General features: G+C 59.0%; 10 protein-coding genes. 4 read left to right on the forward strand and 6 right to left on the reverse strand.

What is annotated here, in order from left to right; genetic code table 11:
* The first annotated feature begins 272 nt into the window (after nt 1-272).
* The 3 genes from NT137_00610 to NT137_00620 are packed head-to-tail and all read left to right on the forward strand — an operon-like array spanning nt 273 to nt 3,806.
* Nucleotides 273-2,741 (forward strand): GAF domain-containing protein, encoded by a 2,469-nt coding sequence (locus NT137_00610; GenBank protein MCX6651846.1) that lies wholly within the window; start codon nt 273-275, stop codon nt 2,739-2,741.
* A 41-nt stretch (nt 2,742-2,782) separates the two neighbouring features.
* Complete coding sequence (locus NT137_00615; protein MCX6651847.1) at nt 2,783-3,169, forward strand: response regulator; 387 nt, start codon at nt 2,783-2,785, stop codon at nt 3,167-3,169.
* 34 nt (nt 3,170-3,203) lie between these two features.
* A complete protein-coding gene (locus NT137_00620; protein MCX6651848.1) occupies nt 3,204-3,806 on the forward strand; it encodes a flavodoxin family protein in 603 nt (200 codons plus the stop codon).
* Here the strand turns inward: NT137_00620 and NT137_00625 are convergent.
* From NT137_00625 to NT137_00645, 5 genes are all read right to left on the reverse strand, one after another.
* Nucleotides 3,777-4,556 carry a PrsW family glutamic-type intramembrane protease gene (locus NT137_00625; GenBank protein ID MCX6651849.1) on the reverse strand — a complete coding sequence of 260 codons (780 nt, stop codon included), beginning with the start codon at nt 4,554-4,556 and terminating at the stop codon, nt 3,777-3,779. The genes NT137_00620 and NT137_00625 overlap by 30 nt on opposite strands.
* A gap of 58 nt (nt 4,557-4,614) precedes the next feature.
* Nucleotides 4,615-6,279: a PAS domain S-box protein gene (locus NT137_00630; protein MCX6651850.1), complete on the reverse strand. Its 1,665-nt coding sequence runs from the start codon at nt 6,277-6,279 to the stop codon at nt 4,615-4,617.
* 249 nt (nt 6,280-6,528) lie between these two features.
* A complete protein-coding gene (locus tag NT137_00635; GenBank protein MCX6651851.1) occupies nt 6,529-7,176 on the reverse strand; it encodes a hypothetical protein in 648 nt (215 codons plus the stop codon).
* Nucleotides 7,177-8,040: 864 nt separating this feature from the next.
* Complete coding sequence (locus NT137_00640) at nt 8,041-9,081, reverse strand: HisA/HisF-related TIM barrel protein (GenBank protein MCX6651852.1); 1,041 nt, start codon at nt 9,079-9,081, stop codon at nt 8,041-8,043.
* 63 nt (nt 9,082-9,144) lie between these two features.
* Complete coding sequence (locus NT137_00645; protein ID MCX6651853.1) at nt 9,145-9,723, reverse strand: flavodoxin family protein; 579 nt, start codon at nt 9,721-9,723, stop codon at nt 9,145-9,147.
* A 315-nt stretch (nt 9,724-10,038) separates the two neighbouring features.
* Here NT137_00645 and NT137_00650 point away from each other — a divergent pair, with 315 nt between their 5' ends.
* Nucleotides 10,039-11,208, forward strand: a complete 1,170-nt coding sequence (locus tag NT137_00650) for a hydrogenase iron-sulfur subunit (GenBank protein ID MCX6651854.1) — start codon at nt 10,039-10,041, stop codon at nt 11,206-11,208.
* Nucleotides 11,209-11,299: 91 nt separating this feature from the next.
* Here NT137_00650 and NT137_00655 read toward each other — a convergent pair whose 3' ends face one another.
* Nucleotides 11,300-12,808: a cation acetate symporter gene (locus tag NT137_00655; GenBank protein ID MCX6651855.1), complete on the reverse strand. Its 1,509-nt coding sequence runs from the start codon at nt 12,806-12,808 to the stop codon at nt 11,300-11,302.
* Nucleotide 12,809: the final 1 nt, after the last annotated feature.

Consider the following 12,809-nt stretch of genomic DNA (forward strand, 5'->3'; position numbering starts at 1 on the left):
GCAACGGTCTGCGGGAAAGGCATTGGAACGCTCCTGATGGAGTAGGCCGCCGGAGACGCACAATGCGTTCTCCCCTGCCTTGCAAGCAGGAGTCAGCCGACCGAATGCGCTCCGTTCCCAGAAATGGGCGTCCTTCGCGGAACCGACCGCCAAACGAAAACTGGAAGTGCAAGCCCACGATATTAATCGTGGGTAGCTGACATACGCCCAACACGCTGGAGAAAGTGATGGATAGAGGGACCGATGGGAGCCACGGCGATGGGGAGAGTGATATGAAGGAATATTTGACCATCGCCGGGATGAGCCAGCTAATGGATGATCAGGAGGAATCCTGGTTCACGCTCACGCTTGATTCGGAAGGGCGGGTGTTCTCCATAAGCAAGACCTTCGACCGGTTCTTCCACCGTCCTTCGTCAGATCTCATCGGGAAGCTATTCAGGGAGCTGGTGGAGGAGGCAGATTGGGGAAGAGTGGAAGAAGCCTTGCGTTCCTTGGGCAGCGGTCCGGAAGAGAACCGTAGGGCTCGAGCGCAGCTCCGTTTGGCAGGCGATGCTCCGGTGCCCTTCGAGCTCAGCTTCGCCCAGCTCACGGACGGCACCGCCACGATAGGGGTCAACGTTCTGGCCAAGATGTCTCACCCCTTCCTGCCCCTAAGAGGGAACGAGATCTCCAAGCAGTTGACCGAGGACCTGATGTCCTCAGCCCAATTGTCAGTGATAGCACTGGATACCGAAGGCAAGGTGCAGGCGGTCAGTCGGGTCACGGAGAGTGAGCTTGGCTATGAGCGAGCTGACCTCGTCGGAAAGCGACTGGCGGAGCTGCTGGTGACCGACAGACTGAGCGAGGATGAGCTGGTCCGGCTCATCGCCATGACCGTGGAGGGCGGAAGGCCGACGGCCAACATACCGCTCCGGAAGAGGGACGGCACCACCGTCGAGTTCGCCTGGCGGCTCATGCCTCTGGGCGGCGAAGGCGGGAAAACGATGGGTGTGCTCTGCGTAGGGCACGATACCCTCATGCTCCGGCCCATGGAAGGCGGGGCGGAAGGCATCCAGACCCTGGAGGTCCTGGCCGAGACCTCCACCGACCTGGTGGAATCCGATGATCTGGCCGACACCATCGATCGGGACCTCGACAAGCTGATAGAGTCCCTGGGCATCGAGTACGCCGTATTCCGGCTGATGGGAGTTGAGAGCAAGCCCCGGTTGGTCTGCGCGGGGGTCGACTTCAAGGTAGCCAGGAAGCTGCTCGAGTCTCGGGTGGTCGGCTCGGGGCAGCTCTATCGAACCGTGCAGGAGGGCAAGCCTTTCATCTCCTTGGACCTGAGGAGCGACCCCCGTATCGTGATCGAGGAGCTCGACATCCGTTCATTGGCATGCTTGCCCATCAAGTTCAAGAAGGAGATCTTCGGCTGCGCGGTGTTCGCTTCCAGCCGAATCAACGGCATCACTCAGAACAAGCTTCCCATCCTCCAGGTCTTCAGCAATCAGGTAGCCATTTCCGTGCGCAAGGCTCGCCTCAAGCGCGAGCTGCACCTACGCAACAAGGAAAGAGAGATCCTATATGAAACGTCCATGGCGATATCCGGGACGCTGGAGTATCCCAAGATCTTAAGCACGATACTGTCCAAGGCCGGGGAGCTGGTGAAGTCGGATAACGCCTACCTATTCACATTGGACAAGAAGACCCGGCGTTTGAAGTGCATAGCTCACATGTGTGAGTATCCCGAGGCAGTGGAAGGCCTGGAGCTGAAACTGGGGGAGGGCATCACCGGCCTGGTGGCACAGACTGGAAAAGGGATTCTCGTGGAACGAGCGGACAAGGACCCGCGCTCGAAACTGGTGGAGGGCACTCCGGACGAGCCTAGTTCGCTCATATCCGTGCCGTTGAAAATGGGCGACGATGTATTGGGAGTGGTGACCTTGGAAAGAGTACCGGGAAGCCCGTTCACCTCGGCCGACTACAGCCTAATCGAGATGTTCTCGGTGCAGGCGGCGACGGCGATCAACAACGCTGTCATGTTCAACCGCATCAATGAGCACGCCTCGGCCCAACAGATGTACACCATCCTGCTGACGCACGACGTGGCCAACTACAACGTCCCCATCCATGGCTACCTGGAGATGTTGGCCAAGGATCCGAAGCTCGACGACCGCCAGCGCAAGTTCGTGCTTTCCGCCCTGGCGCAGTCGGAGAACATCTCCAGCCTCATTGCGGACGTGCGCAAGCTGACCTTGCTCAGATCATTGGAGTCGTCCAGGGACTTCCAGACGCTGGACTTGGTCAAGACGGTGCAAGAATGCGTCGATTCGTTGCGCATGAACACCCTCTACGAGGAGATCGAGATACGCTTCCCGGCGCCCCAGCAGAGCGTGCTGGTGCAGGGGGACGCCTTCGTCAAGGACGTGGTGTACAACCTGCTCAGCAACGCCTGCAAGTACGGTGGTAGGGCGCCGATCGATGTCGAGGTGCGTCCGCACGAAGAGAAGGAGATGACCTTCTGGCGTCTGGACGTGAAGGACCGGGGGGAGGGGGTTTCGCCCGAGCGCAAGGCGTTCCTGTTCAAACGTTTCGACCAATTCGACGTGGAGTCAGCGGCGGAAGGGCATGGCATCGGGCTTTCGGTGGTCGCAGCTCTGTCAGAAAGGTTCGGGGGCAGGGTTTGGGTCGAGGACCGGGAATTGGTGGACCAGATAAAAGGTTCCATGTTCTCGGTCATCTTTCCACAGGTCAAGGTTTAATATGGAGCTATGGCATATCAAAATGAACGGAGGCGAATTGGTTGGCTGAGAAGCGCTTAGTGAGAGTGCTAATGGTCGACGACAACAAGGAACATGTCAATCTATGTTCTGAGTATTTGCCTAAGGACGAGTTCGCCCTCGACCCGGCATATGACGCCACCCAGGCTCTGGTCAAACTCAAGGCGAACCAGTATGACATTCTCATCCTGGACTACGCCCTTCCGGACATGAATGGCATAGACCTGATGAAGAAGATCAAGCCCCTGGGGTTGAAGGTGCCGATGATCTTCGTCTCCGCATACGACGACCCGGACCTGAGCTTCGAGGCCTTGCGAGCGGGCGCCTGCGACTACGTGGTGAAGACGTTCCAGTACTACGAGAGCCTCAAGGACAGGATCCTCGAGAACCTGGACACGTGCCGGACTTGACCTCCGAACATTATCGGGAGAGGGGGTTGCGAGCATGCTGATCGTTGGCCTGCAGGGAAGCCCACGCAAGAACGGCAATTGCGATCTGCTTGTGAACGCCGCGTTGGAAGCTGCCAGGGAGGCGGGCGCGAAGGTCCTGAAACTGCAGATATCGGACCTGGTCATCCATCTTTGCCAGGCATGCAACGAATGCCTGGAGAGCGGGGAATGCGTGCAGAAGGATGACATGGTTCGGGTGTACCGTGCCTTGGAGGAGGCGGACGGCCTCATCGTCTGCTCGCCCATATGGTTCTCTGGCCTGAGTTCTCAGACCAAGGTGCTCTTCGACCGCTGTCAGTGTCTCTGGGTCAGGGGCGAGGTCCTTCACCGGCCATTGGCGGGAGGGAGGTCGAGATTGGGTGCGTTCATCTCCGTGGGCGGGGATGAGAAGGCGGTCTTTCGCAATGCTCTCTCCGAATCGCGGGCGTTCTTCAATGCTTTGGGCTACCGTCCTATGGAGGAATTGCTGTTCGCGGGAATGGAACGGAAAGGAAGCGTACGCGAGCACCCGACCGCTCTCGGCCAGGCCCGAGAGCTGGGCCGCAAGATGGTCGGCGAGATCAGAGCCTCAAGGCCGGCAGGGGAAAGCCCGGTCTAGTTCCACTATCCGCCTGCGCAGGAGCGCGAAAGCGGTGGTCGCCAGAACGAAGGCCATTACCAGACCTAGAAGGGCGAGCTCGCCTTGGTACTGCGGGACTATTTCCCCCAGGATGGCGAAGAGGTTGAAGGCCCCGTGGAGCAGCATGGCCGCCAGCAGGTAGGGGAGCCAGCTCTTGTTCTGACCGTACGAACCAAGCACCCTCGCCCGCGCAATGCCATAGCCAAGTATCCCGGTGGCACTGGCGTGGAGAATGGTGGACGTCAGTGCCCTGATCACCGCCGTCAAGACGAACTCCTCAACGCCCCCGGAAAGCGCGTTCAGCAGGTAGAGTATGTTCTCAGAGGCGGCGAATCCCAGGCCCGCGGCCGCTCCGTAGACCAAACCGTTCTCGATCTCCGTCAGCCGACCATGCACCGAGAACACACCCAGACCTTTGGAGATCTCCTCCACCACAGGGGCGATGATGACCGCCAGGAGGAAGACCTGCAAGGTGGGGTCGTATGGTCGGAAGTTCCAAAAGCCCCGAGCCAACGGGCTGCCAGAGGAATAGAGAAGGGCCATGATCACGCTTTCCAGAATGAAAGCGAGGGCCACGGACACGCTGGCGCCGAACAGAAAGACGCCCAGCACCGCGGAATATGGCTCCCGTTGACAGACCTCCTTGTTCCTCACCCAGATCATGTAGAGGAGCGGTGGCACCACAGCGGCCAGGAGCACAAGGACGAACCAAACGAGCGAGTCCAGCATGGCGTGGCTAGTAGTGCACCCCTGGCAATATGAAACTTCTTGAAGGGGTCCGGCGGCATTAGTCGGATCGGGAACGATGAATGACGACCCGGCAGCAGTCGTCCCGGTTCGCTAGGCTTTGGCTGATCGTTACCCTAGCGTTTCCCCAGGCGCGTTGCGCGAAGGCGGCCGAGAGCGCCTTGGTGAAGGCGCACGTGCCGGGGTTCCGAAGCTCTTCGTTGTGCCACGGGCATCGGTGCCCGATCACCATCACACCATTCCCATTGGCCTGGAACTCGAATTGGCCGCCCAGCTCGTTGAAGAAACCCGCCACCGCCTGCCCCATCTTCTCCGATGTCACCGCCTCTCCAGTGGAGAAGTATCGATCGAACAGGGCGTCCCCCAGCCTGCTCGTCAGCATGGGGATCTGGGAATCACGCTCTTCCCCGCTCACGTCTCTCCCCAACGCCAGAGGCACCAACCTCATGATCAGTTCCTTGGCGTCGTTCTGGGCCGAGCTCACGGCCTTCTCTCGGAGATCGCTCTCTCTCCTTTTGCGGTCTGAGATGTCGCGGGACATCGAGGCTATGCCTATGATCTTGCCGCCTGGATCGCGAACGGGCGAGTACCCCACCTCCACGTCGACCAGGGTACCGTCCCGGCGGGTGCGCATCGTCTCTAGGTTCGATACTTGCTCCCCATTGGCCACCCGGACCATGATGGCCCTCATCTCCTCCAGCTGGTCGTCGGGCACGATGAGCAGGTAGCGTCCGATGGCCTCCTTCTCGCCATAGCCATAGAGCGAGGCGGCGGCCGGGTTCCAGCTCCTTACCGCTCCATCGAGAGCATAGGTCACCACCGCATCCGGAGCGTTCTCGATCAAGCCCTCTAGGTAGGCTCTCTTCTCCTCGCCCCGAAGGAAGGCCACGGAGTTGAAGATGGACGATCCGGCCTGGGCGCCCACGATGGAGAGCAGCCGTTTGTCCTCATCGTCGAAGCGACGGCCTCCTTTGACGATGATGACCATGATGCCCACTGGTCTGTCGTTGTAGACGAGCGGCACGGAGGCCCAAGAAGAAGCGGAATGGCCGTTGCTCTCGCCCGCAGCGAAGGAAACACTGGAACGAGCTGCCTCTTTGGCGATCGGATGGTCAGCGCCCAGGATCGAGAAGTCACTGAGGAATTTTTTCGTGACCCCGGAATGCTGCTTCAAGGCCCATTCCTCTCCATTCCTGAGGTAGATCGCTCCCGAGTCGGCATGGAAGTAGTTCATGGTGACGAACAGTAGCTGTTTGAGGATGAGGTCCACGTCCATGGTGCGGGAAACCTGGCTCGTGATATTGTTCAGGTACTTCAGCTGGTCAAGCATGCGGCGGTTCTCCACTTTCAGACGTTGATGCTCAAGCGCCCCATCGATGGATTCGAGCAGCTGGCCGAGCTTGAAAGGCTTGGGAATGTAGTCGTAGATGTGCTTCCTCAGTCCCTCGATGGCAGTGGACAAGGTGGCATGTCCCGTGACCAGGATGACCTCGGTGTCCGGGGAAATCGCGTTGATCCGCTCCAGCAATTTGGTGCCGTCGATGTCGGGTAGGCCGATGTCGAGGATGACGATGTTGTGGAAGCCTGCCACCACCGCCTTCAGACCTTCCGTTCCCGTGGCAACCGCGGAGGAGTCGAAACCGCGCTCGCGCAGCAGCTCGGTAAGAACGTTGCGGATGCCCACCTCGTCATCGATTATGAGCACTTTCGGCTGCAGACTGCCTCACCCTTCCTGCCAGCTATCGCTGTTCGCCATCGTTCGTCACCATCGAACCCCCCCCCTCGCCTCTGCTATCGGGAAGCTCGTTTGCCCCATGATGATGAGCCAATGCCCGCTAATTAAGTTCACCTCGACATTCTCAGGGATTCGCTGCGACCTCGGGCCATCGAGCAGTCCTGCCGCTCAAGGCAAAGAAAAATGAAGAAAAGGAAAGGGATTTGATTTGCTGCCGGCTCACCAGAATATCATCTTTGCCGGACCCTTCTTGTAGCTCCAGTACATCATCACGAAGTTGGCCACGCCAACGATGATCCACAACAGAGCCCAGGTCGGGTAGGTACCGTCCACGTTGTGTCCGAAAGCGTCCTGAGCGTTGACGACCGCCTGCAGCGGACCGTGTAGCCCGCCGTAGAAGATCATGAACCACCAGGCCACGAACAGCGACAGGATCAGGTCCACCTGCAGGATCTTCGCGGAGATCTTGCCATGGATGACCAGGCCCCAGGCCGTCGCGAGGACACCAAAGACCGCCAGCCCAAGGCAGGCGTCCCACGGGAATCCAGCATTCGCCACGAAGGGCAGCATCACGAACTGCGTGAATCCGCCAAAGATCGCGGCATCTCCAATCGGTCTCCAGTCCCATCCCTTCATCGCAACGATAGCCGTGCCCAGGAACAAGAAGCCGTACAGACCGCCCGCGATAGCGAGTATCGCGAAGCCGTCGGTCCCAGGGGTCCAGACCAAGAACCACGAGAGCCCGATGAGACCAATCGCCGCGGCCAACGAGCCCATGGCTCCGATGGCCTGCTCGGGGATTATGTCCTCAGGCTTCGTTTTCTTGCTCCACCACCCGGGGCAGGCCCTTGCACCACTGCAATACAAAATCCAGTGGCACAATCCATAGACTAGGCCAATCATTGCGAATGCTACTGCATTCACCATAGTCTTTCCCCCTTAGTAGTCCGTCCTTTGGACGGTCTCCTTAGAGAAGAAACTCCTGGTTGCGTATATATAAGTAGCGTTAAATTGCTTTAGTAGCGTTAAAAGCCAGTATGCTGAAGATTGCGCCTGCAAAAGACGATTCATTGGTCCAGAATCATAATACGCGCATTAGTAGATGGGTCGCCAGAAAACCCACGAACTTTAGTCGTACGATGAATGACGACAATCTTAAACATCAGACGACCATGCATAGTACCAGGAAGTTTCCAGACACCTCGCAAGGGGTAAGGCACTCTCCGCCTGGGAGAGAAAGACCGCTGAAGCTCTGGGCTAAAACTTCATCGCTCCATCGGGCACGAGACTGGCAACGGTCTGCGGGAAAGGCATTGGAACGCTCCCGATGGAGTAGGCCGCCGTGGCAGATGCCACCCTGCTTTGCAAGCAGGAGTCAGCCGACCAAATGTAGCGTGCCGTGACACCTTGGATAAGGCCGAGCACAGTTACAAGCCCTCGATCTTGATCGTGGGTAGCTGACCATACACTAGACTTTTCCTGATCGAGTTACGAACGACGGAGGACCCTCCAGCATCGGGATTCGTTTGTGCGTTGAGCGATCATTTCCGCTAGTAGTCCTGCTATCTGGATAACTTCGAACGATGCGGACGGCGTATCCTCCACGAGGTGTTATCATCCGCCCGCAGGGAGGCATGAGTCGCAGGGCGAGACGACCGCCGCGAAGGATTGAGGATGGCTTAATGTTTGTAAATCAGAACGAGGAGCCGGTAGGAAAAGGTCTATTCGGAATCAATCCGTAGCTAGGTATTTCGGCCTCTTCACGTCCGTCGGGGTGGGGGATATGAACCTCGTTTCCACAGGAGACCCCTCATCCTCGAACAGGTCCTCGATCAGCGGCGTGAACGGATCTATGAATGCGCCAGAGAAACCTTTCTTCTCGATGAGTTCTAGGTCTCTCTCCACCACACCTCCGCCCACGACCATAGCGACATCAATTCCCTCTAGCAACGCCAACAGCTCGGTGGATACTCCTGAACGAGTTCCAAGACGTCTCATGTCTACCACAGCCAGTTCGTCGAAACCAAGACCCCGGAGCTTCTTGATCGCATCTATCAGGTCCGCCGGTCCCGCCCTCGGTCTTCCCCAGATCACCCTTCCATCCCATTGCAGGCAGGGCACGCACTTGTCCGATAGCTCGTAGAGTTCCTGGAACAGACGCATCGAGGTGCATGTGGATGTATCGGCCAGGGCTCGGGCCACCTCCATTGAGAAAGCATCAAAAAGGTCCTGGTCGGTGCGGATGCCCAGGTCGAGCCAGACGTCATGCTTCTTCTTCACTAGCTCGCGAATCACTCGGAAATTGGGTTTCGCTTCGTTCACTCCGGCCAGGTCCAGGAGCAGCAATTCGCTGGCGTTGTACCGTTGCCCAGCCACCGCCCGCCAATAGCGTTCGAAGCTGACGTGGTATTCGGTCCGTTTCAGGGAGCCGTTGTCCCAACGCACGCTCACCACCTCGGCCAACTTGATGATGGGGACGTCCACCCCTCCCAAGCTTAGGAGAGGTTTGGTGTCGACGGGGAGTATCGGAATGTGCCTGAACTTGGGAACGGAGCGTTCCTCGTCGGCCTTCTTCAGAAGGCTCTGACGGAAGGAGATCCAGTCATCCACGGAGGCAAACGTCAGGGGCACGGCCATCTTTCCACAGGACTGGCAGCGACAGCTGCCGTCATTATCGTCCACCCCGGCCAAAGGGCCGCCGAACATCAGCTTGGGGATCAGATCTCGCCCGCCGCAATGCGGGCAAGCATACACAACGCCGTGTCTCCTCATATCATCTCAAAGAATGGAAGGCTTGGAAATAACCCTTTGCCAGGATTAACCCCCTTCATCGGCTCATCCCGAGGAGAAGAACACTTCCGTATCGCTGAGCACGTCCTTGGCCTGGGCGCTTTCCCTAAGGTCCTCCGACGGATTCGCACCGCCGACGATGAACGTGCGCACGTCATCGAACCGCAGATGCTTGATCAGGAGATCGAAGTAGCGGACCTTGATGTAATTGTAGACCTTGTCGCCGTCGGCCAAGCCGCAGGTGAAGAGCACGATCGCTTTCTTACCCTTCTCCAGCCGGCTTTCGAAATCGCCCGCCTCCTTGCCAGGGAGCATGAAGCCGTAGAGGCGGTCGATGAAGCATTTCATGATCCCCGTCTCCGCCCCCATATAGATCGGCGATCCCAGAATGAGGAGGTCCGCGTCCTTCATCTCTTCTTTGATGATGCTCATCTCGTCCTTCTGGGAGCAGGTCTCCGTCCTCTTGCACTGCATGCAGGCCTTGCAATCCTCGATGTGCATGTCCACCAGGTCGAAGTACTTGATGTTCGCGCCCTTCTGCTGCGCCTGGTTGGTGATCTCCTTTAGCAGACGAGCAGTGTTGCCCGCCTTCCTGGGGCTTCCGTTCACCGCCACCACCTTCATGTCTAGACCTCTGCCAGGTGAGAAGGTTCATTGTGCATTAAGTCTGCGGAAGCATCTTCGGCAAAGGAACCCTTAGATCATGCCGCGGCTCGGTCGCATCTTCTCGGTCAAGCCGCGCTGGTCTCCGTCTCATCTTCCTTGTCTGTGGCGTCCTGATCCTCGACCGGGCGCAGGAAGACGACCGACCTCGGTTGCCATCGATACTTCGTTGGTTGTTCCATCGCCAATCTGCGGCTAATAAATACCACTTCATGGCATGCTTTCGTTTCGTAGCGCTATTGCACGAGCGTTCAACTAGGAAGGAAGGTGGTGGTTATGGAGGAGAACGACCGTGACCCGAGGACGGGTGTGTTCATCTGCAGCTGCGGGGGCAGCACTAGCCTGACGGTCAACATGCGGGACCTGTCCCGATACGCCAGGGAGCTGGAGGGCGTAGTCCACGTGGAAACCATGGATTATGCTTGCCACGTGGAACCTCGCAAGCACATATCCGCGGCGATCAAGGATAACAAGCTGGATCGAATCGTCGTGGCCGCCTGCTCCCCGCTTCTCTATCTGCGCGAGTTCCAAGAGGCGGCCATGCAGGCCGGCAAGACCGGATGCCTAGTGGAGATGGTCAACATCCGGGAGCAATGCGCCTGGATACATTCCTTGGACCCGAGGGAGGCCACCCGCAAGGCGCAGGAGCTGGTGGCCATGGGAACGGCCAAGATCGCCCTGGTCAGACCGGGCGAGGTCGGAAGCATCGCCTCGGTCAAGCACGGAGCATGCTCCGGTTGCGGGGTCTGCGAGGCGACCTGCAGGGTGTCGGCCATCAAGATGGTGCCCGATCTCTCGAGACCGGGAAAGAGGGTGGCGAGCATCCAGCCAAAGATGTGCGAAGGATGCGGGGCGTGCGTGGCCGCCTGCCCGAGCGCCGCCATGGACCAGGCGTGCTTCTCGAACTCCGAGATATCGGCGGAGATAGACGCCGCCACCCCCCCGCGCTCGCAGGAAATGGAGAACTTCCCCAACGTCGTGGTGTTCGCCTGTCATTGGTGTTCCTACGCGGCGGGCGATCTGGCAGGGATTAAGAGGCTGCAGATTCCCGCGCACTTCCGTTCCATCCGCACGATGTGCTCCGCCCGCGTGGACCCGGAATGGGTCATGCGCGCTCTCTCCAGAGGAGCGGACGGCGTGCTCATACTGGCGGGAAAGCCAGGCCGCTGCCATTACGAGGTCGGTAGCATTCGCACCAACCGACGCATGACCCTTCTGAAGACGGTCATCACGCAGCTGGGTTTCGACGAGGGCCGCTTCAGCACATTGTTCGTCGATTCGGACGAAGCGGAGGCGTACCAGCGGAGCATAACGGAGTTCGTGGCTCACGTGAAGGAGATCGGGCCGAACCCGCTGCGTATCTCCGAGCCGACCGAGAGAGTGACCCTGGACTATCAGTATCAGGGAGTGCCGCCGAACGCCCCGGTCGGATACCCTCGTTCCTGAGCGCTTGATGCTCGTTCTTTCTGGCAGAACGCGCGTATTCAGCTTGAGCCTCGTAGCGAAAAGAAGGAAGAGATATTGAAGGGGTTTGCGCTCATGCCTCGGTTGCTCTGGCCTTCTTCTCTGAGTTCTGGGTCATCAGGGACACGCCCATGGTGACCGCGAATCCCACCGGTATGCTCACCAGGCCCGGGTTGTTCAGAGGGAACCAGGCACCCTGGGTCATGAAGGTCGGACTGATCAGGATCAGCAAGATGGAGAGGGTCAGTCCGGTGGCTATGCCCACCATGATGCCCGGCCCCGTTGTCCGTTTCCAGAACAGCAGGCAGATGAGCGCCGGGATGTTGGCCGAGGCGGCGATGGCGAAGGCCAGTCCTACCAGGTAGGCCACGTTCTGCTCCTTCATGATGATCCCGAGGACGATGGCCACCAGACCCACCGCGACGGCGGTCAGTTTGGATACTCGCAGCGTTTTTCGATCGTCCCCTTTCTTCCCCAGGATCTCGGTGTAGATGTCGTGGGCTATCGCTCCTGAGGCGGCCATGATCAGTCCGGACACCGTCCCCAGGATGGTGGCGAACGCTATGGATGAGATCACGGCGAAGAACACCTCACCTCCGATCTTGTCCGCGAGCAGTGGCGCGGCCAGGTTCTGGTTGCCCGCGTCCAGGGTGCCTAGTAGGTTCGCGCCCAGTCCCAGGTACAGCGTAAGGATATAGAACGCCCCGATGGCGATGATCGCGACCACCGTCGACTTGCGCGCGTCCGAGGGTTTGGGCACGGTGTAGTATCGGATCATGATGTGTGGCAACGCTGCCGTGCCCAGGATGAGACCTATTGCTAGAGAGGCGAAGTCCAGCGGGTCCTTGTACTTCAGGCCAGGCGCCATGAACTGCGCGCCGGTGTAAGTGATGGTGCCTCCGGCCTTGGTTGGCACCTCAGCGCCGTTGGTGATGAAGTGCCCGATGAAGTCCAACGGACCGAAACCGGTGTAGGCCAGGACGCCGATGGTCAGGGCGAGGGCGGCGAACAGGAGCAGGAATCCCTTGATGAACTGCACGTAGGTGGTGGAGACCATGCCCGCCGTGGCCACGATCAGCACCACGATCAGTCCGACCAGCACCACGCCCACTTCGTAGGGCAGCCCTATGAGGGGCTGCACGATCGAACCGGCACCCACCATCTGTGGTATGAGATAGAAGACGCTCACCACCAGCGCGGATATGGCGGCCATGAGGCGCACCCTCTTGTCCTTGAACTTGCTGGCCAGGGCGTCACCGAAGGTGTATTTCCCGATCTTGCGCAGCGGCTCCGCTATCAGGAACAGGGCCACGATCCAGCCGGCCAGGAAGCCTATGGCGTACATGAAGCCGTCGTAGCCGAAGAATGCGATCAAGCCGGCCACGCCTAGAAAGGAAGCGGCGCTCAGGTAGTCGCCCGCGAAGGCGATGCCGTTCACGAACCATTTGATCCCGCCCCCGGCCACATAGAAGTGCCCGGCCGTGCGCACCCTTCTCGATGCATATACCGAGATGGCTAGAGTGAACAGTACTATGATGACGAAGAGTGCGAAGGCAACAGGGCGGAAGACATAGTCGGCCATC

The sequence above is a fragment of the Methanomassiliicoccales archaeon genome (genome assembly GCA_026394375.1).
GTDB lineage: Archaea > Thermoplasmatota > Thermoplasmata > Methanomassiliicoccales > UBA472 > JAJRAL01.

Bases quoted from the DNA above. Each gene is read 5' to 3' on its own strand.
- NT137_00610 (MCX6651846.1), top strand. From the start codon at position 273: ATGAAGGAATATTTGACCATCGCCGGGATGAGCCAGCTAATGGATGAT.
- NT137_00620 (MCX6651848.1), top strand. From the start codon at position 3,204: ATGCTGATCGTTGGCCTGCAGGGAAGCCCACGCAAGAACGGCAATTGC.
- NT137_00625 (MCX6651849.1), bottom strand. From the start codon at position 4,556: ATGCTGGACTCGCTCGTTTGGTTCGTCCTTGTGCTCCTGGCCGCTGTG.
- NT137_00640 (MCX6651852.1), bottom strand. From the start codon at position 9,081: ATGAGGAGACACGGCGTTGTGTATGCTTGCCCGCATTGCGGCGGGCGA.
- NT137_00645 (MCX6651853.1), bottom strand. From the start codon at position 9,723: ATGAAGGTGGTGGCGGTGAACGGAAGCCCCAGGAAGGCGGGCAACACT.
- NT137_00650 (MCX6651854.1), top strand. From the start codon at position 10,039: ATGGAGGAGAACGACCGTGACCCGAGGACGGGTGTGTTCATCTGCAGC.
- NT137_00655 (MCX6651855.1), bottom strand. From the start codon at position 12,808: ATGGCCGACTATGTCTTCCGCCCTGTTGCCTTCGCACTCTTCGTCATC.